This is a genomic window from Cronobacter muytjensii ATCC 51329 (assembly GCF_001277195.1).
Taxonomy (GTDB): domain Bacteria; phylum Pseudomonadota; class Gammaproteobacteria; order Enterobacterales; family Enterobacteriaceae; genus Cronobacter; species Cronobacter muytjensii.
The window spans coordinates 1,658,829-1,682,575 of the sequence record NZ_CP012268.1; the positions used below are offsets into that span (position 1 = coordinate 1,658,829).

General features: G+C 50.3%; 31 protein-coding genes. 24 read left to right on the forward strand and 7 right to left on the reverse strand.

Annotated elements, in window-relative coordinates; translation table 11 throughout:
* Positions 1–9 precede the first annotated feature (9 nt).
* Positions 10–1,011, reverse strand: coding sequence for a phage shock protein operon transcriptional activator (gene pspF, locus AFK63_RS07700; protein ID WP_161580238.1), 1,002 nt, complete (start codon positions 1,009–1,011; stop codon positions 10–12).
* A 153-nt stretch (positions 1,012–1,164) separates the two neighbouring features.
* On the opposite strand from pspF, the gene pspA reads away from it, so the two are divergent.
* From pspA to AFK63_RS07750, 10 genes are all read left to right on the forward strand, one after another.
* Positions 1,165–1,836 (forward strand): phage shock protein PspA, encoded by a 672-nt coding sequence (gene pspA / locus AFK63_RS07705; RefSeq protein ID WP_038862643.1) that lies wholly within the window; start codon positions 1,165–1,167, stop codon positions 1,834–1,836.
* A gap of 65 nt (positions 1,837–1,901) precedes the next feature.
* Positions 1,902–2,126, forward strand: a complete 225-nt coding sequence (gene pspB, locus AFK63_RS07710; protein WP_004385364.1) for an envelope stress response membrane protein PspB — start codon at positions 1,902–1,904, stop codon at positions 2,124–2,126.
* Entirely contained in the window at positions 2,126–2,482 is a 357-nt protein-coding gene (gene pspC, locus AFK63_RS07715; protein ID WP_007776398.1) for an envelope stress response membrane protein PspC, read from the forward strand. The genes pspB and pspC overlap by 1 nt, the downstream gene beginning before the upstream one ends.
* 44 nt (positions 2,483–2,526) lie before the next feature.
* On the forward strand, positions 2,527–2,769 hold the full coding sequence (pspD, locus tag AFK63_RS07720) for a phage shock protein PspD (protein WP_038862644.1): 243 nt from the start codon (positions 2,527–2,529) through the stop codon (positions 2,767–2,769).
* 176 nt (positions 2,770–2,945) lie between these two features.
* Positions 2,946–4,661, forward strand: coding sequence for an alpha-amylase family glycosyl hydrolase (locus AFK63_RS07725; RefSeq protein ID WP_038862645.1), 1,716 nt, complete (start codon positions 2,946–2,948; stop codon positions 4,659–4,661).
* An 11-nt stretch (positions 4,662–4,672) separates the two neighbouring features.
* Positions 4,673–5,965, forward strand: a complete 1,293-nt coding sequence (locus tag AFK63_RS07730; RefSeq protein ID WP_038862646.1) for an ABC transporter substrate-binding protein — start codon at positions 4,673–4,675, stop codon at positions 5,963–5,965.
* A 23-nt stretch (positions 5,966–5,988) separates the two neighbouring features.
* Positions 5,989–6,870, forward strand: coding sequence for a carbohydrate ABC transporter permease (locus AFK63_RS07735; protein WP_038862648.1), 882 nt, complete (start codon positions 5,989–5,991; stop codon positions 6,868–6,870).
* Entirely contained in the window at positions 6,857–7,699 is an 843-nt protein-coding gene (locus tag AFK63_RS07740) for a carbohydrate ABC transporter permease (RefSeq protein ID WP_038862649.1), read from the forward strand. The genes AFK63_RS07735 and AFK63_RS07740 overlap by 14 nt, the downstream gene beginning before the upstream one ends.
* Before the next feature lie 25 nt (positions 7,700–7,724).
* On the forward strand, positions 7,725–8,774 hold the full coding sequence (locus AFK63_RS07745) for a zinc-dependent alcohol dehydrogenase (protein WP_038862651.1): 1,050 nt from the start codon (positions 7,725–7,727) through the stop codon (positions 8,772–8,774).
* Between the two features lie 18 nt (positions 8,775–8,792).
* Positions 8,793–9,533: a sugar phosphate isomerase/epimerase family protein gene (locus AFK63_RS07750; protein ID WP_038862652.1), complete on the forward strand. Its 741-nt coding sequence runs from the start codon at positions 8,793–8,795 to the stop codon at positions 9,531–9,533.
* Here AFK63_RS07750 and AFK63_RS20320 read toward each other — a convergent pair.
* The 6 genes from AFK63_RS20320 to AFK63_RS07770 all read right to left on the reverse strand — a co-directional run bounded on the left by AFK63_RS20320 (position 9,458) and on the right by AFK63_RS07770 (position 13,389).
* Positions 9,458–10,744, reverse strand: coding sequence for a tyrosine-type recombinase/integrase (locus AFK63_RS20320; protein WP_071603676.1), 1,287 nt, complete (start codon positions 10,742–10,744; stop codon positions 9,458–9,460). The genes AFK63_RS07750 and AFK63_RS20320 overlap by 76 nt on opposite strands.
* 26 nt (positions 10,745–10,770) lie before the next feature.
* On the reverse strand, positions 10,771–11,022 hold the full coding sequence (gene xisR / locus AFK63_RS07755) for an excisionase family protein (protein ID WP_007749489.1): 252 nt from the start codon (positions 11,020–11,022) through the stop codon (positions 10,771–10,773).
* Positions 11,023–11,102: 80 nt separating this feature from the next.
* Positions 11,103–12,203: an AAA family ATPase gene (locus AFK63_RS07760; RefSeq protein WP_038862655.1), complete on the reverse strand. Its 1,101-nt coding sequence runs from the start codon at positions 12,201–12,203 to the stop codon at positions 11,103–11,105.
* A 1-nt stretch (position 12,204) separates the two neighbouring features.
* Positions 12,205–12,495 (reverse strand): host-nuclease inhibitor Gam family protein, encoded by a 291-nt coding sequence (locus tag AFK63_RS07765; RefSeq protein ID WP_038862657.1) that lies wholly within the window; start codon positions 12,493–12,495, stop codon positions 12,205–12,207.
* 86 nt (positions 12,496–12,581) lie between these two features.
* Complete coding sequence (locus tag AFK63_RS21620) at positions 12,582–12,788, reverse strand: cell division protein FtsZ (RefSeq protein WP_071603677.1); 207 nt, start codon at positions 12,786–12,788, stop codon at positions 12,582–12,584.
* A 193-nt stretch (positions 12,789–12,981) separates the two neighbouring features.
* Positions 12,982–13,389: a helix-turn-helix domain-containing protein gene (locus AFK63_RS07770; protein ID WP_015386643.1), complete on the reverse strand. Its 408-nt coding sequence runs from the start codon at positions 13,387–13,389 to the stop codon at positions 12,982–12,984.
* 78 nt (positions 13,390–13,467) lie between these two features.
* On the opposite strand from AFK63_RS07770, the gene AFK63_RS07775 reads away from it, so the two are divergent.
* The 14 genes from AFK63_RS07775 to AFK63_RS21410 all read left to right on the forward strand — a co-directional run bounded on the left by AFK63_RS07775 (position 13,468) and on the right by AFK63_RS21410 (position 23,674).
* The gene (locus AFK63_RS07775; protein WP_038862658.1) at positions 13,468–13,707 is read left to right on the forward strand and encodes a Cro/CI family transcriptional regulator; all 240 of its coding nucleotides are present in this window, start codon (positions 13,468–13,470) and stop codon (positions 13,705–13,707) included.
* A complete protein-coding gene (locus tag AFK63_RS07780; RefSeq protein WP_038862660.1) occupies positions 13,707–14,159 on the forward strand; it encodes a toxin YdaT family protein in 453 nt (150 codons plus the stop codon). The genes AFK63_RS07775 and AFK63_RS07780 overlap by 1 nt, the downstream gene beginning before the upstream one ends.
* 23 nt (positions 14,160–14,182) lie before the next feature.
* Entirely contained in the window at positions 14,183–15,067 is an 885-nt protein-coding gene (locus tag AFK63_RS21200) for a helix-turn-helix domain-containing protein (RefSeq protein WP_144420895.1), read from the forward strand.
* Positions 15,068–15,327: 260 nt separating this feature from the next.
* Positions 15,328–17,094 carry an AIPR family protein gene (locus tag AFK63_RS20330; RefSeq protein WP_071603678.1) on the forward strand — a complete coding sequence of 589 codons (1,767 nt, stop codon included), beginning with the start codon at positions 15,328–15,330 and terminating at the stop codon, positions 17,092–17,094.
* Between the two features lie 897 nt (positions 17,095–17,991).
* Positions 17,992–18,447, forward strand: a complete 456-nt coding sequence (locus tag AFK63_RS07795; protein ID WP_038862662.1) for a YbcN family protein — start codon at positions 17,992–17,994, stop codon at positions 18,445–18,447.
* A 193-nt stretch (positions 18,448–18,640) separates the two neighbouring features.
* A complete protein-coding gene (locus tag AFK63_RS07805) occupies positions 18,641–18,937 on the forward strand; it encodes a hypothetical protein (protein WP_038862663.1) in 297 nt (98 codons plus the stop codon).
* Positions 18,934–19,296 carry a RusA family crossover junction endodeoxyribonuclease gene (locus AFK63_RS07810; RefSeq protein ID WP_007749461.1) on the forward strand — a complete coding sequence of 121 codons (363 nt, stop codon included), beginning with the start codon at positions 18,934–18,936 and terminating at the stop codon, positions 19,294–19,296. The genes AFK63_RS07805 and AFK63_RS07810 overlap by 4 nt, the downstream gene beginning before the upstream one ends.
* On the forward strand, positions 19,293–19,988 hold the full coding sequence (locus AFK63_RS07815; protein ID WP_038862665.1) for a bacteriophage antitermination protein Q: 696 nt from the start codon (positions 19,293–19,295) through the stop codon (positions 19,986–19,988). Before AFK63_RS07810 ends, AFK63_RS07815 begins: the two co-directional genes overlap by 4 nt.
* A 133-nt stretch (positions 19,989–20,121) precedes the next feature.
* Complete coding sequence (locus tag AFK63_RS07820) at positions 20,122–20,355, forward strand: hypothetical protein (RefSeq protein WP_038862667.1); 234 nt, start codon at positions 20,122–20,124, stop codon at positions 20,353–20,355.
* A gap of 491 nt (positions 20,356–20,846) precedes the next feature.
* The gene (locus AFK63_RS07825) at positions 20,847–21,062 is read left to right on the forward strand and encodes a class II holin family protein (protein WP_007749455.1); all 216 of its coding nucleotides are present in this window, start codon (positions 20,847–20,849) and stop codon (positions 21,060–21,062) included.
* Positions 21,062–21,547: a lysozyme gene (locus tag AFK63_RS07830; RefSeq protein ID WP_038862671.1), complete on the forward strand. Its 486-nt coding sequence runs from the start codon at positions 21,062–21,064 to the stop codon at positions 21,545–21,547. Before AFK63_RS07825 ends, AFK63_RS07830 begins: the two co-directional genes overlap by 1 nt.
* On the forward strand, positions 21,547–21,897 hold the full coding sequence (locus AFK63_RS07835) for a hypothetical protein (RefSeq protein ID WP_038862673.1): 351 nt from the start codon (positions 21,547–21,549) through the stop codon (positions 21,895–21,897). Before AFK63_RS07830 ends, AFK63_RS07835 begins: the two co-directional genes overlap by 1 nt.
* A gap of 537 nt (positions 21,898–22,434) precedes the next feature.
* On the forward strand, positions 22,435–22,686 hold the full coding sequence (locus AFK63_RS07840) for a hypothetical protein (protein ID WP_038862674.1): 252 nt from the start codon (positions 22,435–22,437) through the stop codon (positions 22,684–22,686).
* Positions 22,687–23,527: 841 nt separating this feature from the next.
* Positions 23,528–23,674: a hypothetical protein gene (locus AFK63_RS21410; RefSeq protein ID WP_155884332.1), complete on the forward strand. Its 147-nt coding sequence runs from the start codon at positions 23,528–23,530 to the stop codon at positions 23,672–23,674.
* Positions 23,675–23,747: the final 73 nt, after the last annotated feature.

A 23,747-nucleotide genomic window follows, 5' to 3' on the forward strand; every position in this document is an offset into this window, starting at 1 on the left:
TGTCCGCTCTTAGCGTATTTCATGTTTTTTCAGCAGCGCCCGTAGCTGGTGATAGGTTAAACCCAGCAGTTCTGCGGCCTGTTTCTGGTGATATTTCGCCGCCTGTAACGCGGCGTCCAGCAGCCGTCTTTCTTCGTCATGTTGCCATTTGCGCAGATTCAACGGCAACGACGGGCGGCCTTCTGCCGCTGTGGAAGGCATGGCCTGGGCATTTTCTACGGGACTGCGGCGAAACGGGTCGAGAATAATAGTATCGACCGGCTCATCGCTGCTGGCGTGACGATACACCGAACGTTCCACTACGTTTTTCAGCTCGCGGATATTGCCCGGCCAGCGGTAGCCAAGCAGCGTCTCACGCGCGCGCTCAGTAAAACCAGGGAATAGCGGCAGGCCCAGTTCGCGGCACATCTGAATGGCGAACTGCTCCGCCAGCAGCATGATATCGGCGTCGCGCTCGCGCAGCGCGGGAAGCAGCACCACATCGAAGGCGAGCCGGTCGAGCAGGTCGGCGCGGAATTTTTCTTCTTCCACTAATTGCGGCAGGTCGGCGTTGGTGGCGCAGATCAACCGCACGTTCACCTGCAACGGCTGGCTGCCGCCGACGCGCTCCAGCTCGCCATATTCAATCACGCGCAGCAGCTTTTCCTGTACCAGCATCGGCGCGGTGGCGAGTTCATCCAGGAACAGCGTGCCGCCATCAGCGCGCTCAAAACGCCCCGGATGGCGTTTCTGCGCCCCGGTAAAGGCGCCCGCCTCATGCCCGAATAACTCAGAATCAAGCAGGTTTTCATTGAGCGCCGCGCAGTTAAGCGAAATAAACGGCCCCTGCCAGCGGCGCGACAGATAGTGCAGGCGGTGGGCGATAAGCTCTTTGCCTGTGCCGCGCTCGCCGATAATCAGCACGGGTTTGTCGAGCGGTGCCAGCTGCGAAACCTGTTCCAGCACCTCAAGAAACCGGTTCGCCTCGCCAATCAGGTTATCTTTGTATTCGGTCATGATGAAATTCACCACTTAGTAGTGTATCTCACTACTGTAGCCTGGAGGGGCGCAGCGGTGCAATTTTAGTTCGTCCTTATTAATCAATGCATTACAAAGTTGGCACAACATTTGTATTAAGCCATACAGCAAGGGCTTAGCCCGTCTTACCATGTAGAGGATGAAATTATGGGTATTTTTTCTCGTTTTGCCGACATCGTGAACGCCAACATCAACTCCCTGCTGGAGAAGGCTGAAGATCCGCAAAAACTGGTCCGCCTGATGATTCAGGAGATGGAAGATACGCTCGTCGAAGTGCGCTCTACCTCCGCACGCGCGCTGGCTGAAAAGAAACAGATAGCTCGCCGCATCGAGCAGGCGAACGCGCAGCAGGCCGAATGGCAGGAGAAAGCCGAGCTGGCGCTGCGTAAAGATAAAGACGATCTGGCACGTGCCGCGCTTATCGAAAAACAGAAACTGACGGATATTATCCGTACGCTGGAAGAAGAAGCGACCCAGCTGGATGAAACCCTGGCGCGCATGAAACAGGAAATCGGCGAGCTTGAGAACAAACTCAGCGAAACCCGCGCCCGCCAGCAGGCACTGACCCTGCGCCACCAGGCGGCGTCCTCATCACGCGATGTGCGCCGCCAGCTCGACAGCGGCAAAATCGACGAGGCCATGGCGCGTTTCGAATCGTTCGAACGCCGTATCGATCAGATGGAAGCCGAAGCGGAAAGCCACGGTTTCGGCAAGCAGAAATCGCTGGATCAGCAGTTCGCCGAACTGAAAGCGGATGATGACATTAGCGCGCAACTGGCGGCGCTGAAAGCGAAAGTGCAGCAACGCGACGGCGAGTAATCGCTCGCGTTGAAAAGGAGCGCGGCGGCACTGGCCGTCGCAATATTCACCCGTAAGGAGAACTCATGAGTGCACTGTTTCTGGCTATTCCGTTAACGCTGTTTGTGCTGTTCGTACTGCCGGTCTGGCTCTGGCTGCACTACAGCAACCGCTCCGGGCGCGATGCGCTCTCGCAGAGCGAGCAGCAGCGTCTGGCGCAGTTAAATGAAGAGGCGCAGCGCATGCGCGAGCGTATTCATGCGCTGGAGCAAATTCTCGATGCCGAGCACCCGAACTGGAGAAATCAATAATGACGCGGACTTTTAGCGGCAAAAAACTGGGGCGGCTTCCCCGCGAAGGCATGGTCAAAGGCGTTTGCGCCGGTATCGCGCACTATCTCGACGTGCCGGTTAAACTGGTGCGCCTGATAACCGTACTGTCGATGCTCTTTGGGCTCTTTTTTATCACGATTGTCGCCTATATCGTGCTGACCTTCGCGCTCGACCCGCTGGATGAGACGCAGGAGGGAGAGGCGGCGCCGACCAGCAGCGAGCTGCTGAACGCGGTGGACGCCGAGCTTGCCGCCGGTGAACAGCGCTTAAGGGCGATGGAGCGTTATGTCACCTCGGACGCTTTCTCGCTGCGCAGCCGGTTCCGCCAGCTATAATTATTCTATCAGGGGGCCGCGCCCCCGGTTTTAAAGGAGTTGCTATGAATTCCACCACACGCTGGCAGAAAGTCTCCCGCCACGCGAAGCCTGGCCTTAAGCTCGCTGGCAAGCTGGCGCTGATGACCGCGCTGCGTTACGGGCCGGCAGGATTTGCAGGCTGGGCGGTAAAATCGGTCGCCCGTCGTCCGCTGAAGATAGCGCTGGCCTTTGCGCTTGAGCCGCTGCTCAAACGACTCGCAAGACGCGTCTCCGCGCGTTATATCAATAACCCTTCCCGTAAATAGCCCGAGCCCCTCGGGCTTTTTTATTTCTGGCGTTTTTTGCGCTACTTCACAATTACTCACACCCATTTCCGGAAACCGGGTTTTATTCTTAAAAGCAAACTTTTCGCGCGTTGACACTCCCTGTTTTCCGGGAGTAGCCTTTCTACGTGGGACCGCTACCATGAGAAATGTTATCAATGGAAAAAATAACAACAGCAGAAATAAACAGTGATGTTATTCGACATTTAATTACGCGAATTTATGGCGATACTTTTAGCGATAAGCATTTTATTGCGCTTGAGAAAGCTATTTCTCAAACGCGTAGTGAAATAAGTGCGCCGCGTAAAAAAGGGTGGGATGAAACGGACGTAGTATTAATTACCTATGCCGATCAATTCAGCGTGCCGGGCGAAAAACGGCTCGCGACATTGCAGCATTTTTTTAACGACTGGCTGAAACCTTTTTTCTCTCATATTCATCTGTTGCCGTTTTATCCGTGGTCGTCCGATGACGGGTTTTCCGTGGTGGATTACCACCGCGTCGACCCCCAGTGCGGTGACTGGGAAGATATCGCCCGGCTTAATCAACATGCGCGGCTGATGTTTGATTTTGTCTGCAACCATATTTCCGCCAAAAGCGACTGGTTTGCGAATTATCTTGCGCAACAGCCAGGCTTTGAGGATTTTTTTATCGCGATGGATCCGGCGACCGATTTATCTGCCGTCACCCGACCACGCGCGCTGCCGCTATTAACGCCGTTTACGCTGAAAAACGGCGAGGTGCGCCATCTCTGGACGACTTTTAGCGAAGACCAGATTGACCTTAACTTCGCAAGCCCCGCCGTATTGCTGGCGATGGTGGAAGTTCTTTTGCATTACCTGCGTGAAGGCGCGCAATATGTCCGCCTCGATGCTGTCGGGTTTATGTGGAAAACACCTGGAACGTCCTGTATCCATCTGGAAAAAACACATCTGTTAGTGAAGCTGTTTCGCGCCATCGCTGATGCGGTCGCGCCGGGCACCGTTATCATCACTGAAACCAATGTGCCGCATAAGGACAACATCGCGTACCTCGGCAACGGGCATGACGAAGCGCAGATGGTCTACCAGTTTCCGCTGCCGCCGCTGGTGCTGCATGCTATTCATACCCGCAACGCCCGTGCGCTATGCCAGTGGGCGCAGGGCCTGTGCGATGCGCGCGTCGGTGAAACCACCTGGTTTAATTTCCTGGCGTCTCATGACGGCATTGGGCTAAACCCGCTGCGCGGCATCCTGCCGGAAGCGGAAATTCTGACTCTGGTACAGGAGCTCCAGGCCGAAGGCGCGCGGGTGAACTGGAAAAACAACCCGGACGGCAGCCGCAGCCCGTATGAAATCAACGTTACTTATATGGACGCGCTCAGCGCCCATGGCGACAGCGACGCGCCGCGCCTGGCGCGTTTTCTGCTGGCCCACGCGCTGTTATTAACTTTTCCCGGCGTTCCGGCCATTTATATTCAAAGCATTCTGGGCTCGCGCAATGATGAAGAGGGCGTGGCGCGTCTCGGTTACAACCGTGCGATTAATCGTCAGAAATATCACGAAACGGAAATCATCGGGGCATTACAGACACCGGGAAATTTACGGCACGATACCTGGAAACAGCTTGGCGATTTAATAATGTTGCGCCGTCAACACGCCGCATTTCACCCCGACAGCGCCTTTGCCGCGCGCTGTATTAATGACAGCGTGATGGAAATTATTCGTACCGCGAATAATGGCGCGCAAATTACCGCACTGTTTAATATCAGTGATAAGCCGCAGACGATTTATTACGACGCGTGCGGTCAGCGTGAATTAATTTCCGGCGTGACGCCAGAGAATGGAACGCTCACGCTCGCCCCCTGGCAAGCAATGTGGCTTAACAAAGCCTGAAAGGACTAAATATGCGAAATAATAATAGCGTGCTGATTTCAGCACTGGTTGCCTGCGCCCTGATGTCAGGCTGCAACGATGATAAAAAAGATCATGTCACTATCGAATTTATGCACTCGTCGGTGGAGCAGGAGCGTCAGGCGGTTATTACGCAGCTGATCGCTCGCTTTGAAAAGGCCAACCCGGATATTACCGTAAAACAGGTGCCAGTCGAAGAGGACGCCTATAACACTAAAGTCACCACGCTCGCCCGTTCCGGCGCGCTGCCGGAAGTGATTGAAATCAGCCACGACTACGCCAAAGTGATGGACAAAGAGCAACTGCTGGATCGCGACGCTATCAAAGCCGCGGTGGCTGACGTGGGAGAAAAGCAGTTCTTTGACGGCATTCTGCGCATCGTGCGCACCGAGGATGGCACCGCCTGGACCGGTGTGCCGATCAGCGCCTGGCTTGGCGGCGTCTGGTACCGAAAATCGCGGCTGGCGCAGGCGGGCCTGAGCGCGCCTCAGGACTGGCAGTCGCTGCTGAACGCCGCGACGCTGCTCAATAAACCCTCCGATAAAAAATATGGCATCGCGCTGCCGACCGCTGAAAGCGTGATGACCGAACAGGCGTTTTCGCAGTTTGCGCTATCAAACGGCGCCAACGCTTTTGACGCCAATGGCAACATTACACTCAACACGCCTGAAATGCGCGAGGCGCTGGAGTATTACCGTGAGCTGGCCATGCTCTCCATGCCCGGCTCCAGCGATGTCATGGAAATCAAAGACGCCTTTATGAACGGCACCGCGCCGATGGCCATTTACTCCACCTACATTCTGCCGGCCGTGTTTAAAGAGGGCGATCCGCAGGATCTCGGCTTTATCGTGCCGACCAAAAAATCCTCCGCCGTCTACGGCATGCTGACCTCGCTTACGATCACCGCCGGACAGCGCGAAGAAGAAACCGCAGCGGCGAAGAAATTCGTGGTCTTTATGGAGCAGGCGGAAAACGCCGCCGACTGGGTGCTGATGTCCCCGGGCGCGGCGCTGCCGGTGAATAAAACGGTCGTCGAAACGCCGGCCTACCAGCAAAACCCTGTCATTAAAGCGTTCGGCGGGCTTACCCGCGAGCTTATCGCGCAGTATCCCAACGTGCAGATCTTCGGCTCCGTCGGCAATAAAAACTTCACCCGCATGGGCGATGTCACCGGTTCCGGGGTAATTAACGAAATGGTTAACAGCGTGACGGTGGGTGGCAAATCGCCGGAAGCAGCGCTCACGCTTGGTCAAAAACGCCTGGATGAACTGGTCGCCAGACCATAACTCCGCTTCAGGAAAGGACGCTCATGAAGACGTTAACTTCCGGTAGAACCGACCTGCCATTTGCCATGCTGCTCCTGGCGCCCAGCCTGCTATTGCTGGGCGGCCTGGTGGCCTGGCCGATGCTGTCGAATATCGAAATCAGCTTTTTACGCCTGCCGTTGAACCCGCGGCTGCCGTCGCAGTTCACCGGGTTTGAGAACTACCGCAACATCCTCACCGATCCGGGCTTCTGGCATTCGCTGTGGATGACATTCTGGTACACGGCGCTGGTCGTGGCCGGAAGCACCGCGCTGGGGCTTGCAGTAGCCATTCTCTTTAACCGCGAGTTCCGGTTTCGCAAAACGGCGCGCTCGCTGGTGATCCTCTCTTACGTCACGCCGTCGATTTCTCTGGTATTTGCCTGGAAATATATGTTCAACAACGGCTACGGCATCGTGAACTGGGTGGCAGGCGATCTGCTGCATCTTTACCAGCGCGCGCCGCTGTGGTTCGACAACCCCTCCAGCAGCTTTGCGCTGGTGGTGCTGTTCGCCATCTGGCGCTACTTCCCGTATGCCTTTATCTCGTTTCTGGCGATTTTGCAGACGATTGATAAATCGCTCTACGAGGCGGCGGAAATGGACGGCGCCAGCGCCTGGCAGCGGTTTCGCATCGTGACGCTGCCCGCCATCATGCCGGTGCTGGCGACGGTCGTGACCCTGCGCACCATCTGGATGTTTTACATGTTCGCCGATGTTTATTTGCTCACTACTAAGGTCGATATCCTTGGGGTGTACCTCTATAAAACCGCGTTTGCGTTCAACGATCTCGGCAAAGCAGCGGCGATCTCCGTGGTGCTGTTCGTCATCATCTTCGCAGTGATCCTGATTACCAGAAAACGGGTGAATCTCCATGGCAACAAATAAACGCTTTGCACGGCGCGCCGGTTTTTATCTCGGCCTGGCGCTGTTTCTTATTGCAACGCTTTTTCCTTTTTTTGTAATGCTGATGACTTCGTTCAAAGGCGTTAAAGAGGCGATTTCGCTGCATCCGACGCTGTTTCCGCAGCACTGGACGCTGGAGCATTACGTCGACATTTTTAACCCGCTGATCTTTCCGTTCGTCACCTATTTTCGCAACAGCCTGGTGGTGTCGGTGGTGGCCTCCGGTGTGGCGGTGTTCATTGGCATTCTCGGCGCGTATGCGCTCTCTAAGCTGCGCTTTAAAGGCCGGATGACCATCAACGCCAGTTTCTACACGGTGTACATGTTCTCCGGGATCTTGCTGGTCGTACCGCTATTCAAAATCATCACCGCGCTTGGCATCTATGACACCCAGCTTGCCATCATCGTGACGATGGTGACCCAGACGTTGCCGACCGCCGTGTTCATGCTGAAAAGCTACTTCGACACCATTCCGGATGAAATCGAAGAGGCGGCGATGATGGACGGTTTAAATCGCCTGCAAATCATCTTTCGCATCACCGTGCCGCTGGCGGTATCCGGACTGGTGTCGGTGTTTGTCTACTGCTTTATGGTGGCGTGGAACGACTATCTCTTCGCCTCGATTTTCCTTTCCAGCGCATCGAACTTCACGCTACCGGTCGGGCTTAACACCCTGTTCAGCACGCCGGACTACATCTGGGGACGCATGATGGCGGCCTCGCTGGTGACCGCGCTGCCGGTGGTGGTGATGTACGCGCTTTCCGAACGTTTTATTAAAAGTGGTCTGACCGACGGCGGCGTTAAAGGCTGACCGGGTCGTTTTCAGGGAGAAAATCATGCAAAAATTAGTGGCTCAGGCACCGCGTGTGGCAGCGCTGGTGGAATATCAGGATCGCGCAGTCGCGCAAAACGAAGTGAAAATTCGCGTCCGTTTCGGCGCGCCGAAACACGGCACGGAAGTCGTGGATTTTCGCGCCGCCAGTCCGTTCATCGACGAAGAATTTTCCGGTGAATGGCAACTGTTCACGCCGCGCCCGGCAGACGCGCCGCGCGGTATTGAATTCGGTAAATTCCAGCTCGGCAACATGGTGGTGGGGGAAATTATCGAGTGCGGCGCGCAGGTGACGGGCTACGCCGTGGGCGACATGGTCTGTACCTACGGCCCGCTGATGGACACCGTCATCGTCAACGCTGTCGATAACTACAAGCTGCGCAAGATGCCGCAAGGCGCGAGCTGGAAAAACGCTGTTTGCTACGATCCGGCGCAGTTCGCCATGAGCGGCGTGCGCGACGGTAACGTACGCGTCGGCGATTTTGTGGTAGTGATTGGCCTTGGCGCCATCGGGCAGATTGCCATTCAGCTCGCTAAAAAAGCGGGCGCGTCGGTGGTTATCGGCGTTGATCCTATCGCGCACCGCTGCGATATCGCTCGCCGCCATGGGGCGGACTATACCTTCAACCCGGTCGGTACGGATATCGGCCTTGAAATCAAAAAGCTCACCGGCAAGCAGGGCGCGGACGTCATTATTGAAACCAGCGGCCATGCCGACGCGCTGCAGGCGGCGCTGCGCGGCATCGCCTATGGCGGCACTATCTCCTACGTGGCCTTTGCCAAACCGTTTACCAGCCTCAACTTCGGGCGCGAAGCGCATTTCAACAACGCGAAAATTGTCTTCTCCCGCGCCTGCAGCGAGCCGAACCCGGATTATCCGCGCTGGAGCCGCAAGCGTATCGAAGAAACCTGCTGGGAACTGCTGATGAATGGCTATCTCAACTGTGAGGACCTGATCGATCCGGTAGTGCCTTTCGCACAGAGCGCGGAAAGCTACATGAAGTATGTCGATCAGCACCCGGAACTGAGCATCAAAATGGGCGTCACTTTTTAATTCACGGATGAAAACACTATGAAAATCGCAACGCAGAATCAGGCTTTCTTTCCGGAAAATATTCTGGAGAAATTCCGCTACATCAAAGCGATGGGCTTTGACGGCTTTGAAATTGACGGCAAGCTGCTGGTGGATCATCTCGACGAGGTCAAAGCGGCCATTAAGGAGACCGGCCTGCCGGTGACCACCGCCTGCGGCGGCTATGACGGCTGGATCGGCGACTTCATCGAAGAGCGTCGTCTTAACGGGCTTGCGCAAATCACCCGTATTCTGGAAGCGCTGGCGGAGGTGGGCGGCAAAGGCATTGTGGTGCCCGCAGCCTGGGGGATGTTCACATTCCGCCTGCCGCCGATGAAAGCGCCGCGCAGCCTGGCAGGCGATCGCAAAGCGGTTAGCGAGTCGCTGCGCTATCTCGACGGTGTGGCAGCACGTACCGGCACCACCGTGTTGCTTGAGCCGCTCAACCGCTATCAGGATCACATGATCAACACGCTTGCCGACGCGCGGCGTTATATCGTCGAAGGCGGCCTTAAGCACGTAAAAATCATCGGCGATTTTTATCACATGAATATCGAAGAAGATAACCTCTGCGCGGCCTTCCATGACAACCGCGATCTTCTCGGCCACGTGCATATCGCCGAGATGATCAGCTATAAGGGTAAGGTGTTTGATTATAAAGAAATTTACAACTCAGCGGTTTTGCTGTGGGGCATGGGTGGGGCATTTACAGTTATGCTTTTGTTCAGGATAGAGAGCTGATCCGCATCGTTTTCAGACATCCATTTACCATAAACCTGATACACCATTCTCGCGTTCGCATGGCCCATTTGCCCGGCAATAAAGTTGGGATTAGCTCCCGCTGAAAGAGCCCAACAGGCATATGTATGTCTGGACTGGTACGCTTTCCTGTGTCGGATACCGGCGCGCCTCATAGCCGAAGCCCAGCTCATGTTCAGAGAACCAGTAGCATAGTTAATCCCGCAATGCGGGTTCTTGGTATATATGCCCGGATTAAAGACGAACGTGCATTTATCCAGTCGCGTCTTACCGTACTCACGAAGAGCAACGCTGATGTCATGCTGCTTACCGAGCCGGGTCAGCTCGGCCTGGTCTCGCAATACCGTAATAGCTGCATCAATTAACACGATCTTTCGGTCTGTTCCGGCCTCAGTTTTGGGCGGTGTAAAATTCCGGGCTGAGGTGTAGTTCCTTGTGACGGTGATAGTGCCAGCCTTGAGATCAATATCCTCCCACGCCAGGGCACATAATTCGCCATGTCTCATTCCAGTAAAAACGGCAAGACTCCAAAGGTTTTTAAGCTGACGGTTGTCGCAGCAGGCAATAAGGCGTTCAAACTCATCTTTTGTTAACGGGTCCGGGTCAGATTTAGCTCTCTTCAAGGGCACTAAGTTTTGCATGGGGTTTGAAGGTAAATAGCCATTATTTTTAGCGAATTCTAGTGCTCCGTTTACTACTCTCAGATAGTAGTTAACAGTCGAGGCTGTACGTCCTTTAACTGGTTCTGTATGCCAGTGTTTAGGGTGTTGAAAACCTACGAGTAGCTCCTTGCGTAGTGAGAGTAAGAACTCCTGATTGATCGAAGCGATGAGCGTTCTGGCACCGATGTATGGCATTACGTTCTTAATGGCAGCCTTGTAACGTACGTAAGTATTCTTGCAGACGTCTATTTGCTTTAACGACAGCCATTTGTCGGTAAGGGTGGCGAAATCAATGTTGGGTTTAGCTTCACCGAAGCGGGCCAGATTGTGTGAGTCCGGAAATTGCGCGGCATAATCAAACGTTCCCGTTTTTATGGCATAACAAATAGCATTGCGAAGCTCACCGGCTTTTTTACGGTTTTTAGGGGAGTCAGGGACTCCCAAGTTTTCCCTGACTCTAACCCCTTTGTAGAGGAACCAGATGCGGAGTTTTCCGCCGTGGTTCTCCACACCCGTTGGGTACTGAATCATTACGACTCCTTTTTACTGAAACGAACTTAAGCGGAGTAACGACGTGGCTTTGCCATTGCCTGCCGTTCGATCCAACGATCTATCTCTTCCAGGTTATAAAAGCAGGGGCTGTTATCCCAGGGCTGGCCATCAGGCGCGACATGTATGTACTCTTTGCCTTCAAGAAAGCTTTGTTCCCTTGCTCTTTTCAACGTTCCTCTTTTGAACCCTTTAAGCGCAATAAGCTGTTCTTCCGCAACCCATTTCCCAGGGGATACAATCATCACTACTTCACTCATGAAATCCTCCTCGGCCCTAAAGCCGCTATCAAAATACAAAATTTAATTCACTACTAAAAAGCGGGGCGTGGGCCCGGTTATTACTGTGGGATCACTTCATCGTAAGCCGCATCTGGTTCGCTTTTCTCCGCGCCAGAAGGAGCGGGGAATTCGTAAGGAACCCCTTCCAGTTGAAGCCATAGAGCGGAGCGGGCCGCTTTGATGGTCGGCCAGTCCATGCCCTTAATTCGCTCCCAGGAGCGAGAGCAGAACACCTGTTCCAGAAGGTCGGCTTTAGCGCGTTTAGCGTCGTTACTGGTGCCGCCATGATGTTTGTTCAGCAGCTCGACGATCTCATCGAGGGCAATCTCTTTCGCGCGTTTCTCTTTCTGCCATGTCGGCAAACCATCATCGGCAAACAGCTCGCCATTATCGCGAGAGGTATCCACGCCTAAATGTGTTCCGCCCAGGTTAAGGAACTCAATGTGCGGCAGAAAGTGTTTAAACGTCGGGTTCGCGAATGTCTGGCCGTCGATACGGGTAGAGCGGTCCTTAAGAATGCGCGCGGTGCGCCATACCTGCCCGGACTCCAGATCCATTTGCTTTTCCATTTGGATCAAAATCGAGGGTTCATAACCAGTCTCGGTTTCGGCTTTCATCTTGATACCGGTTTTCTCTAACTGGCGCTTTCCGTCGTCGCCCTCGAAAAAGTCATACTCATAGCCCGCGCGGCCACACATGATGATGTGCGCCTGGCTGTTAACGAAACGATCGGTAAAACGTCGCCATTCCTGTTTCAGCCACGCCCAGTCTGAGAACTCAAGGCCACGCTTGCGTTTGCGGCGCGTTGCGTACTCATCGCATAAGCACGTCCAGAAATGGCTGATGGAGTCGATGATCAGTACCGAGCCGCTTTGCTCTGCTTCATTGACTGCGGCAATCAGATCCACGAATGCGCGGGTTTTAGCTGTGTAAAGCTCGATGTTTTCGGCATCGAAGCGGGGTTTAACCCAGTCAGAGCCGGTTTCCGTATCGAGGAACATTACCGGCTTATCACCCATTGCAAGCCCGCGCTGGCGCATCAGCAGAACGAGGCCGATCGCCAGTTCGCTGGCGGTGTAGGTTTTGCCGTCTCCGGCAAAGCCCATGATTCCGGCTTTAAGGAAAGCCTGTGTATTAGTGGCTCGTTGGAAAAGGGCCATCTCATCCTCTCCTCAAATCCATGTTAATTGCAGTCTGTTTGGCCGCGAGCGTTTCGGCGGCGTACCGCAGAAACTCCGCAGCCTTTTCCTGAAAATCCACATCATCGAAAGTTGCGGTAAGGGCGGCTTTATCCGCCTGGGTGTTGCTGAGTAGAGCGTGAAGGTGATGAAACTTGATCTGGCGATCGTATAAGTCGGCCAGCTCTGCTTCTTCCTCTTCCCGAGCTATTTGTATGTAGTGGTCTTGCCATGCGCGCTCTTCGATACGGTCATGCATGAAATACGCGTTCACGATTCCTCCTGTAAAAGGGCGTAAAAATCCCCGGCGCCTTGTTAGCCGCCAATTACGAGGGTTTGATTGATGTCCGAAAGGGTGGGTCAGTGAGTTAACGGATTACCGAACCCATCAAGAAAAACTTCGACTACGCGATCAGTAATGCGGATTTGCTCGCGCATTGAGTGAAGGTAAACGTGTTTACCGCGGATCGCTGAGACTCGATAAGCGCAACCATCGCGGAGCGCCATCATTCCAGGTTCAAGGCATTGCCTGATTACCGGCATAGTGCCGTAGTGTTGATTAACCATCTTCTCCCTTGCCGTTATCGCCCGGCTGGCGGAACGTTTAGAGCTTTGTAATCACTGCGTCGTGGTTACGTGATGGAGTGAACTTTAGTTTTCTCATAGTAATTAGTCAATATTATTATTGAGAAAACTCATGATAAAAGACGTGAGTATACAGTATCTTGTTGATTAAAAGGCAATTAAAGTGGGTTAAATTTCAGGGATTATTGGAACGCTTACGGGCTTCAAGCAACTCATCGAAGAGGCGATTAAAGTTTTTTACCCGGGCTCGCATGTTACCCATCTGTGCTTTTTGCTCAGACTCTGGTAATGCGCGGTAAAGCCTGATCATCTCAAGTTCATCATCAGACAGTTCGAGGGGCGCACCCGCTGGAACCGCCTGAGTCGGAGCTTGGTTTTCGTCTCCGAACAACAGCCATGTAGGGGTGCACTGCAGTGCTGCGGCTAACTTGTGAAGGTTTTCACCTCTTGGGGCTGTGTTGTCGCTTTCCCATAGTGATATTGACGAATCGGAGACGCCAGCAGCCCGGCTCAAGTCTCGTTGACTAAAACCTATCTCTTTACGTCTTTGGCGAATACGCCTGCCCAAAGTGATGTTGTTCATATTGAGATATCTTAAAGTTTCTTGACTTGAGATTCCTTGCGATTTTAACATTGAGAAAACTCAGATTAAGGAGTCGATATGTTTAAAGAGGATGCCATTAAAGTTTTTGGAAATAAGTCTCGCGTTGCATTTGCGGCAGGTGTTGACCCCTCCGCAGTCAGCCAGTGGAAAATCCTTGTTCCAGAGCGTTGTGCTCAACGTTTAGCCGATGCTTCTGAAGGGACACTTCACTACGACAAAAACCTTTACGACGAATACCGCAAGAAAAAACGTTTGAGTCGAAAGGCTAACACTGAATCTCAGAAGGATTCTGACTGATGGAAATCAAAAAACTCGGCATGGAGCTTGAGCAGTGGGCGGCGGAAAAGGGCTGGAAGACCATCACGCCGATGATAACGGCGCATCATTCCGGCGGTCTTTTGGAAAGCCTGAGCGTTCAGGACGCCAAAGAGTACAGCCGCCGGCTGCATAACAACGCGCAGATTATCAAACGCGCTTTCCGGGGCGACTCACCAAAGTACCGCCGCAACGCTGAAGCGCTGAGCTATGCGGTTAGGGCTGCCATGAACGCTGAGCTGGAAACCGCTGCCGCCGAACAACTGCGGGCCGCTGTGGCGAACCGCGAGTGTATCGAGGCGACGAACGCCGTGCTGATGCGCAAGCCGAAGGAAATTATCCGTAAGGAAACGCTGGAAGCGATTAATGCCCTGGCAGATTTATTGCCGGGTTACGAAGTGAAGCTGGTTCCGGCTATGCCGAACGCAGTTTAGCGCAGTAGTATCGAGGTCTTATTATGAGTATGGAACTGATGGTTCAGGCAATGAAAGTGAAAGTGGGGAACCCGCTGCGCAAGCTGGTCCTGCTTAAGCTGGCCGATAACGCGAGCGACCAGGGCGAATGCTGGCCGAGCTATCAGCATATCGCCGATCAATGCGAAATCAGTCGACGCTCAGTGATGAACCATATTAATGCATTATGCCTGTCCGGGCTGATGATTAAAGAAACCCGAACCGGACCCAAAGGAAACACCAGTAATTTTTACCGGCTGACCTTAGACGGGGCCAGTAATAAACAAGGCATAGTGCAGCAGATTCACCAGGGGGGTGAAGGAGATTCACTAGGTGGTGCAACAGATTCACTAGGGGGTGGTGCAGGAGATTCACCCAGAATCAGTCACTCTTTTGAACCAGTCAAAGAACCAGAAAACACTTCTTGTCCCGACGCTTCGCTGTCGGACGAAAAGCTCACCAAAGCTGAGTTTTTGACACGGCATCCTGAAGCCGTGGTTTTCAGCCCCAGGAAAAGCCAGTGGGGCAGTCAGGAAGATTTGACCTGCGCGAAGTGGATCTGGACGCGAGTGCTGAAACTGTACGAGCAGGCCGACACCCTTGACGGCGAACCTGTCCAGCCTAAAGAGCCTAACTGGACGGCATGGGCGAACGATATACGCCTGATGCGCATGCTGGATGGCCGTACACACAAACAGATTTGCGAGTTATTTCGACGGGTACAAAGCGACCCGTTCTGGATCCGTCAGGTTAAATGCCCGTCCAAGTTGCGTGAGAAATGGGATGACCTAGTGATCAGGTGTTGCACTGGCGTGAACATGCCCGCCTGGCGCGATGTGAATCATATTCCGGAGCCTGATAATACAATTCCGGCAGGTTTTAGGGGGTAGCAATGTACAGCGGGGGATTACACATAATTTCTGCTTCTGGCAAGAGGGGGCTGAAGCATAGGGTAATGTCCGTTTTGAGCGAGGAGCTGCCGTTCACAATAATCACGACCTCTAACAAACTAGTATGGCGATACTGCCAAAACAAAAGGTAATGGCCCATACATCAACCAGTCAAAATTTTGGTGTTTCTATGGATATCATGGCTTGAAAAGTGCATTCTCTTTGTACTTACGCTGGTTCAATTTATTAAGGGAAATAAAATGGCATTCGTTGTAGATATTCGCGTTGAGGATAATGCTGTTGCTGCACCAGCAACGGCACAAGTTATAGCGCAGAGACTAGGAAGTGGCTTAAGAGAAAGATTTGAGGCCCATATCCATAAGCGTGAATGCCAGATAGATCAACAAGATTATAATACGAAAATGGCAAGTCGAGCCCTAGCCGCGTTTACCATGTATCAGCTAGGCGGCGTTGATGAGAAGCACGCAGGCGAGTCGGTTTGTGATAGTAGCACAGACGGTGGCATTGATGGAATTGTTATAAATCATAGTGAAAAAATAGTTGTTGTAGTTCAATCAAAATTTAATCAGGCCGGTAATGGAACATGGACTAAAGCTGATTTCATTTGCTTTAAAGATGCATGTGAAAAACTACAAAACGAGCGTTATGATTTATTTGACCAAATACTGCAAGATAAAAATTCAGACATAAATATTGCCCTCAATTCTTTTGACTATAAATTTATATTTGCCATGACTCACACTGGTAAAAAGGGTGCTTCAGAGGAAGTGCTTCGTGATATGCAAGAATGGCAAAGCCAATTAAATGATGCTTCCTTTACACCAGGTGAAGAGCCAAAAGAAGAGTGGGCTTTTCAGGTTCATCTAATTTCATCTGAAGACCTTGTTCATTGGCTGCAGACAGGTTCAAGAGGTCAAATAGATCTGTCAAGTGTAGAGGTTGAACGTTATGGATACTTAAATGAACCTTATAAGGCGTTCTATGGAACTCTATCTGGTGATCAAGTTGGTAATTGGTGGAAGCAGTACGGGACTCGCCTGTTTACAAAAAACATTAGAAACATGTTAGGTAAAACTGATGTCAATGAAGAAATAAAAAAATCCGCATCTGAAAACCCTGAGATGTTTTGGTTCTATAACAATGGCGTTACCATTTTAGTTAAGGAAGTGGTTCCTCATAGAAGAAACGCAGCTTCAGGAACAGAAAGAGGTTTTTTTGACTTTAAGGATGTAAGTATTATTAATGGCGCTCAAACTGTAAGCAGCATTGGTTCAGTTATGGATACAATTGGTGATAAAATATTTCAAGTTAAAGTCCCAGTCCGATTTATTGAATTGAGAGAGGATCAGGATAATATTATTTCAAATTCAATAACTAGGGCAAATAACTTTCAAAACAGAGTATTAGGAAGAGACTTTGCTTCGCAGCAACCCGATCAGCATCGCCTGGCAAGAGAACTAATACTTGAAGGATATCAATATCAACTTTTGAGGACAGATGAAGACTATTCTCAAAGTAATATAAAAGTTATAGATCTGGATGAAGCGCTAAATGCGCTTGCATGTTTAAGTAAAAATAACACCATTGTTGCAACATTGAAATCTAATAGAGGTAGATTTTTTGAAAACTTCGATGGTTCACTCTATAAAACGCTGTTCAACCCAAGATTGAGCGGTGTTAAATTAATTAATGCAGTTAATCACTTTAGAGTGATTGAAAGAGCAATTAGTGAAGCATTATTCTCCACGGATAAATCCACCCATAGTAGACGCCACTTAATAATTACTCATGGAAATAGATATTATGCATCTGTTCTGTTAAGCGCTATACAAAATTTAAACTCAAGTACTGATCATTTGAGTCCGGATGTATCGAAGTTAACAGCTGAACTTGCTTTGTTGATAAACAGTACAGAGAGCTATTTAGAGCAAAATTACCCTAATGCATATCCTGCTAGATTTTTTGCCAATCCAGCAAAAATACAGGAGTTATACGCAAGTATCTAGAGTCCCGATGCTGAGCATAGTTCTATCCTTTAAAAGAAACAGGATGAAGCAACACCAAATTGACTTTCTAAGACGACTTTTACTATTTGCCCTCGTCCCCGAGGGCTCATTTTTCTATAACCACTGGCCTGGGCCCAGTTGCTCCACACAAATGTTGTAGCTACTTCCGCTTTTGGCACAAAGCGGACTTTGAATATTTCTTAACATACTTCACCCCCCCGTTTATAGTCTTTTCTTCCTGCTAGTGATTCCAGCTAATGATTGATTTCAATCATAAAATTAAAGTGTACAATTACATGTTGCTTTACTGAGATCATTGAAATTAACCAAATAGAGTTCTTGGTTCTTGTATTTCCCGATCCCACAAAAGATACTGTATTTATATACAGTTAATGTGTCGGTGAGCCGTTACTAAAATGTTATCTGATTGTGTAGGTACATGAATTTTCACGAGCGAAGCTGAGATATAGTTTTTAAGTGTTAGGCGATAACGAACTTATCGTTAAGATGTAAGGGGTGTATTTTGTGAAAACAATCAATATCGAGGTACCCAAGGCACTGATTCCCGTACTCGAAAGCGGAAGTTTCAATGGCGCGATCTTGCTTTACATGAATAATTTAGAGGTTGTGGATGGATTTGCGCTTAGAGAAGATGAGTTCGTGACATCTCTAGAAGATTTCAGACAGGCCACTCGGCTAGCTGGATTTAGCTCCCTTAGCTCGAATATAATTAAGCAATAGGGCTGAACACCCTAGGCTTTGTAGTCACTGCGCCTTATCGGAGAAACCGATGGCGCATATCAACTTAGTACTAGCCTTTCCTGATACGCTGGCCCCGGGTACCCCCGAGACTGGCGCTTTCCTTTGTCCAGCGTTCGACCTCTACGGAGGTGCGGCGTGAACTTCCCCAAAGACGGCATCCGCCTTCACAAATCCAACTTCGCTTCCATCGGCCAGCAATTGCAGCCGCTACTGGCTACTGGCGATTGCTACCGCCTGATCATCAAACCGTGGCGCGAAACTCGCAGCCTTTCACAGAACGCGCTGGCGCACATGTGGTTTGCTGAAATCAGCGACTATCTCATTAAGCGGGGCAAATCCTTTGCTTCCTCGGCGTGGGTTAAGGACGCGCTGAAGCATTCCTATCTCGGTTACGAACGCCGTGAGATGACTGACGTCATTACCGGCGAGAAAACTACAATCAGTTCCCTCCGTCATACCTCCGATCTCGATACCGGCGAGATGCATTTCTTCCTCTCGCAAGTTGAAGCTTGGGCTCTGAGCATCGGTTGCCGTCTCACTATTCCTGAGGACTGTGAATATGCGCAGCTCCGGGCAGAGCAGGAGGCTTAATCATGCGTATGGGATGGTTTGAACACTCGGATTGCACCGCAGAAGAGGCCGACGAGCTGCTTCGCCAGTATCGCAAACGCGGTATGAAAGCGGAGCGGTCTCTGTCTGCTGACTGTAAGACGTTCGTTGTTCGCGTACTGCTGCCGGAAAGCAAATACCCGCCACGGCAGGACACCACATTTCAACAACGGATGTGGAGGTGAGGGTGAAGAGTATTTATCGAAGCGCTAAATGGCTGGCCGCCGTTCGCCAGTTAGATTGTTGCGTGCTTTGCCGCCGCTGGGGTGTACAGGCGGCACATCGCAACGAGGACAAAGGCATGGGCCTTAAGGCAGATGACAGCCTGACGGCAGCGCTCTGTGTTGACTGTCATCATGCTATCGATAACGGCAGCGAACTGACAAGAGAGGAGCGTCGCGCATTAATGGACCGCGCCATCGTGCTTACGCTTCGGGAACTGACGCGGCGCGGTCTGGTGGTGCCCAAATGACGAACACCTATGAATTCACATTGCCGTATCCACCAAGTGTTAACGACTACTGGCGGCGTGGAAATGGCATTACCTACATCAATAAGAAAGGCCGCGAGTACCGTCGGGCAGTGCAGGAGATCCTGCATATCCTCAAGCTCGACATAAACACCCCTGCGCGGCTGAGGCTGCGCATTATCGCGAACATGCCTGATAAGCGCCGCCGCGATATCGACAACATTCTCAAAGCGGTCTGCGACTCACTAGAGAAGGGCGGTTTCATGCAAAACGACTCGCAAATAGACGAACTAAAAGTGGTACGCGGGGAAGTCATTCCCGGTGGTCGTCTGGGTATTAAAGTCACGGAGATTGAAGAGTGATAGCACAGGATTACGAATACATCCGTCAGCAACTCATTACCGCGACCGCTGATTTAAGCGGGTCAACCAAGGGGCAACTCGTTGCGTTCGCAGAAAACGCTCAATTGGCCACGAACCGCTACAAGCGAAAGCGCCTGAAGGTTAGGGATGAGGAAACCGGGAAGATGATTACCTTACATAACCCACCCGTACCGGGAGTGCAGTCCCGATCCAAAGGTTCATCAATCGCGCTGGTGCTTCCCGTCGAATACGCTACCGCGAGCTGGCGTCGGGCTGTACTGGCGCTTGATGAAGTCGAATGCGCCTGGCTGCTTTGGTGTTACTCCGAAAACATCCGTTACGCACATCAGGTCGAGATAGTACGCTGGGGATGGGAGACTTTCAGCGAGGAACTCAAAGGACAGCGCATCGCCGGTAAGACACTGGAGCGTTTGCGTGCGTTGGTATGGCTGGCGGCGCAGGACGTTAAACGCGAGTTACGAAATGAGCCGCAAGGCTGCTACAAAGCCCATGCGTTGGCGCAGACGGTTGGGGTAACAAAATCTACGTGGTCGGAAGGATATGCCGCACGGTGGGCGCAGATGAGAGCCAATTTTATTTATCTGGATAAGAGGGCCGTAATAGATGCAGCAAAAACACGTTCGAAGCAGAAGGTAGCAAATTACAAACAAGTTATTGCAAAACCGAACTAAAACCGGTAAATTTATTTACATTATGTTATTTTGCCTCTGTTATATCTAACCCGCCTTGTGCGGGTTTTTTGTTTCTGCGACATGTGCCATCAGATAATATGGCTTCCATTACCGATACCTTCAGGGGCAACAAATGGCACTGGTGTTTATTCCTGCTCTCATCGTTTTACTCACTGCAAAAGAGAAAGAACTCGGTCGCGAGTTGACGCAACAAGAGGTTGAGACACTGCGCGATAATGCAGTCGGTATGGTAATGCCTGACGATATCGCTTTAAAAATGTATGAGAGCCGTGGTTATCCTGACGTTGACCCAGAGAACGTCTGGCATGATTGGCTTTCCTACAAAAACTCTTTTGACGTCCAGTAAAGAGATACGCTCCTGCTCCTTAACATAGGCAGGTTCTATCAACCGCCTTTTTGCTCGGGTGTAGAGCTTCTTGTGTGAGAGGTGGCCTTTTCATGTTATCTGGCGTTCAAACATTGCAAACGTGCTGGAAACTAAAAAGTTGATAATAATCACGATATAAAAAAATAAAACTTTTTTCGTTAATGCCAGCGATCCTTTTCGTCCCAGGACTTGCTACTTTTAAAGCGCGCCCCTCACATGGTGCAAATAATTAGCTGTAGCGAATTCTTCCGGTATTGAGTGCCGAATGCATCTTGATTGTTAAAATTAAGATGTGCCGCACCTAACTAACTCAGGGAAGAATAGTACGTTACAGAACAAGGGCTATGGAGCGTCCTGAAGTCACGCATGTCGCCAGTTCTGCCGAACTGGCTTTTTTTTGCCCTTTTCCTTATCTCCGTTCCACTCCTGTCTTAACACAGAACACTTCCCTGAACAGAGGAGGTGAGAGTATGTATCAAATGGATAAATTAACGACAGGCATTGCCTATGGGACATCTGTAGGTAATGCCGGGTTTTGGGTGCTCCAGCTCCTCGATAAAGTTTCCCCATCACAGTGGGCAGCTATTGGTGTACTCGGCAGCCTGGTATTCGGTTTCCTTACCTTCCTGACCAACCTCTATTTCAAACTGAAAGAAGATCGGCGTAAAGCCGCAAGGGGAGAATAATGTCCCCGGCATTAAAACAACGAATCGTCGCAGCTGTGGGCGGTGGGGCTATTGCCATTGCCACCGCAATGGTTGCTGGTAAAGACGGCTTAGAAGGGCGCGAGTATGTGCCTTATCGGGATGTGGTTGGCGTTCTTACGGTCTGTGATGGACATACCGGCAAAGACATTATTCTGGGAAAGCGTTACACCGATGCCGAGTGTGATGCGCTTACCCAAGCTGATATGACACATATCGCTCGCCAGATTGATCCGCACATCAAAGTAAACACTACTGATACCCAACGCGCCGCTATCTACTCATTTGCCTATAACGTCGGCCCCTCAGCAGCTATCAAATCTACTCTGATGAAAAAGCTTAACGACGGTGATTATGTCGGGGCATGTAACGAGCTTAAGCGCTGGATTTACGCTGGTGGCAAGAAGTGGAGAGGGTTGATGAGCAGGCGAGAAGTTGAACATCAGGTTTGCATGTGGGATCGGTAATGAAGGTCATTGGAAAATTTGTAATCTATGTACTGCTTTTTATGCTCACGGGTTTACTTTCCTGGCGCGCTGGCTGGAATGCCCACTCTGATTACGTAAACGCGATGGCGGCAAGTAAGAAAGCAAAAGCTGAAGATATGATTCGTTCTTCTGAGATTAAAGCTGCTCGCACCAGTCACGAAGGAAAAATCGTTTACCATGTTATCAATCGTGATGTAATTAAATATGTCCAGTCTCCAAATCGTACTGTGTGTAAGTTTGACCATGATGCTGTGCGGTTGCGGCAACGCGCCATTGACGCTGCCAATTCCCTCAGCGGATTTGATGGAGCCCCCATGCAAAGCAAGTAATGCTGGTAGAAACAGTGACGAAGATTTACTGGCTGATATAGAAACCGCAAAGTGCTTAAGACAGTTAAGGCTCGACAAATACCGATGGCAGGCTTGGTATAATTCTCTGAAATAGGCGCATTTATGAGCTATAAACCCCTATTTTTTGCCTATTTGTGGTCTTTATTGTGGGTAATCACCTGATAAAGCAAGGAATTATCTGACATGGTGCGCATATCCTCTGCCTAAAATTAATTCCCCCTATTAACGACCAAAAATAGCCAATCTACGATACATTGATTGTTACTATCAATTGTTTTAAAATTTTCGATAGTTATTTCCGATTTGGTGTTAAGCTTCGTGTAACTTCGGTTCACCTGCCAACACCAGATGAGGGTATTGAAGCCAGTTTAATTGGCCGAACGTCGACATTTTCCGGTGGCACCTGAGTGTTGACTTCGTTAAGCCCAGCTAAGCGACAAACAAAGGCCACGCTTTTGCGTGGCCTTTTCTGTTAAAAGATGGGCTATCCCTAGCCCATACCTACTGGGAATAATCATGAATGATGTCATGCTGTTCGGTGATGGTTGGTCTGGCGAGTTGTTTAAAGTCGAAACAAATATCAAATTCTTTGAGCATATACCCCACGACCAAGAAGCCAGATCCGTGATGTTTTTCATAACGACTTATATAACTGATAACGGCATAGCTTATCTGATAGGCACGTCTGACCTGGAGCCTTTACAAGAAGATATTGAAATGGCCATAAGCAATTTTGCGCCAGCACCTACAGATTTTCCGCCATATTGAATTGTGCTATCTCATTAAAATTCTCTTGTAAGTTTTTCTATTCATTAGCGTTTACACCAATGCTGCTCTATTGAATCGCACCATTTTATGGGTAGGAATTACTCGATCTTGCTCACAAAAACAGAGGCTTCTTTAACAGGATTTAATTGTGAATTAAACGCAGTTAAAGTTGCCTGTCGATAAGCTCAAAAGCGTCGGCATGCTTTTGCAAAGCGTGATTCTCGGTGGGCAGGGTAATTTTCCTGTGTCAAAACTCATAATGATGGCCACCATTTACCCACCTGACACGTTGCTGATAATCTGGATTGGCGTTTAGTTATGCAAACATTACAAGAGCTTGCTTTATAATTTTTTAATGATAAAAAATCAATTGAAGATGACTAAATGGTCAGTTGAATTGAGTCCGTATTAATGTTGTGATTTTTCGAGGTTTAAGAGCTGCACAGAGGCGTTTGGGATGAAAATGCGGCGGGGAAGTTAAACTTTTCATAACTCATTCTTTGTAATCAGCGCCCTGGGGAAATATGTCCATCATTTGCTTTTTTTTCATGGTGATTTTTTATGGCGATTTTTTTTAAATTGCCTTTTGCGGAATGCTTGAAAATTTAATTTCGCTAAAAAGCTATCATTTATTTGGTTGTGGGGCTATAGTTTTAAGGCGGAAAAATTCTGCATAACCCAGGAGTTCCCATGAAAAACTACATTATGAACATTGCAAATGATAAAAACGATAATCAGAAAGATTCTGATAAGCGTTCAGAAACTGATAATAAAAAACCCCATCAAGATAAGAAATAACGGGGTGTTTTATCACACACATGTGCAAAATGCTGGAGGTTTTATGTCGCAGCAACCTGATTATGATGAACCCGTTCCCTCGGATAAACCTGTGCAAGACGAGCCAGGTCAAGAGCCAACTGAAGATGAGGGTGTGGATCTCAAGACGCTCGATACCATCGCGGATGATATTACAATCCGCCTTGTATAAACGAACCGCCCTCGGGCGGTTTTCTCACCATAAGTTAATAACCGAAATGTTAAAAGCTTATAAGGGAGTAATG

Coding starts and splice junctions, on each gene's coding strand:
- AFK63_RS07840 (WP_038862674.1), top strand. CDS start 22,435: ATGAATGATGTCATGCTGTTCGGTGATGGTTGGTCTGGCGAGTTGTTT.
- pspB (WP_004385364.1), top strand. CDS start 1,902: ATGAGTGCACTGTTTCTGGCTATTCCGTTAACGCTGTTTGTGCTGTTC.
- AFK63_RS07810 (WP_007749461.1), top strand. CDS start 18,934: ATGACGAACACCTATGAATTCACATTGCCGTATCCACCAAGTGTTAAC.
- AFK63_RS07770 (WP_015386643.1), bottom strand. CDS start 13,389: ATGAACAACATCACTTTGGGCAGGCGTATTCGCCAAAGACGTAAAGAG.
- AFK63_RS21410 (WP_155884332.1), top strand. CDS start 23,528: ATGTCGCAGCAACCTGATTATGATGAACCCGTTCCCTCGGATAAACCT.
- AFK63_RS21620 (WP_071603677.1), bottom strand. CDS start 12,788: ATGGTTAATCAACACTACGGCACTATGCCGGTAATCAGGCAATGCCTT.
- xisR (WP_007749489.1), bottom strand. CDS start 11,022: ATGAGTGAAGTAGTGATGATTGTATCCCCTGGGAAATGGGTTGCGGAA.
- AFK63_RS07745 (WP_038862651.1), top strand. CDS start 7,725: ATGCAAAAATTAGTGGCTCAGGCACCGCGTGTGGCAGCGCTGGTGGAA.
- AFK63_RS07750 (WP_038862652.1), top strand. CDS start 8,793: ATGAAAATCGCAACGCAGAATCAGGCTTTCTTTCCGGAAAATATTCTG.
- AFK63_RS07820 (WP_038862667.1), top strand. CDS start 20,122: ATGGCACTGGTGTTTATTCCTGCTCTCATCGTTTTACTCACTGCAAAA.
- AFK63_RS07825 (WP_007749455.1), top strand. CDS start 20,847: ATGTATCAAATGGATAAATTAACGACAGGCATTGCCTATGGGACATCT.
- AFK63_RS20320 (WP_071603676.1), bottom strand. CDS start 10,744: ATGATTCAGTACCCAACGGGTGTGGAGAACCACGGCGGAAAACTCCGC.
- pspD (WP_038862644.1), top strand. CDS start 2,527: ATGAATTCCACCACACGCTGGCAGAAAGTCTCCCGCCACGCGAAGCCT.
- AFK63_RS07780 (WP_038862660.1), top strand. CDS start 13,707: ATGGAAATCAAAAAACTCGGCATGGAGCTTGAGCAGTGGGCGGCGGAA.
- pspA (WP_038862643.1), top strand. CDS start 1,165: ATGGGTATTTTTTCTCGTTTTGCCGACATCGTGAACGCCAACATCAAC.
- AFK63_RS07735 (WP_038862648.1), top strand. CDS start 5,989: ATGAAGACGTTAACTTCCGGTAGAACCGACCTGCCATTTGCCATGCTG.
- AFK63_RS21200 (WP_144420895.1), top strand. CDS start 14,183: ATGAGTATGGAACTGATGGTTCAGGCAATGAAAGTGAAAGTGGGGAAC.
- AFK63_RS07835 (WP_038862673.1), top strand. CDS start 21,547: ATGAAGGTCATTGGAAAATTTGTAATCTATGTACTGCTTTTTATGCTC.
- AFK63_RS20330 (WP_071603678.1), top strand. CDS start 15,328: ATGGCATTCGTTGTAGATATTCGCGTTGAGGATAATGCTGTTGCTGCA.
- AFK63_RS07830 (WP_038862671.1), top strand. CDS start 21,062: ATGTCCCCGGCATTAAAACAACGAATCGTCGCAGCTGTGGGCGGTGGG.
- AFK63_RS07760 (WP_038862655.1), bottom strand. CDS start 12,203: ATGGCCCTTTTCCAACGAGCCACTAATACACAGGCTTTCCTTAAAGCC.
- AFK63_RS07725 (WP_038862645.1), top strand. CDS start 2,946: ATGGAAAAAATAACAACAGCAGAAATAAACAGTGATGTTATTCGACAT.
- AFK63_RS07730 (WP_038862646.1), top strand. CDS start 4,673: ATGCGAAATAATAATAGCGTGCTGATTTCAGCACTGGTTGCCTGCGCC.
- AFK63_RS07740 (WP_038862649.1), top strand. CDS start 6,857: ATGGCAACAAATAAACGCTTTGCACGGCGCGCCGGTTTTTATCTCGGC.
- pspC (WP_007776398.1), top strand. CDS start 2,126: ATGACGCGGACTTTTAGCGGCAAAAAACTGGGGCGGCTTCCCCGCGAA.
- AFK63_RS07775 (WP_038862658.1), top strand. CDS start 13,468: ATGTTTAAAGAGGATGCCATTAAAGTTTTTGGAAATAAGTCTCGCGTT.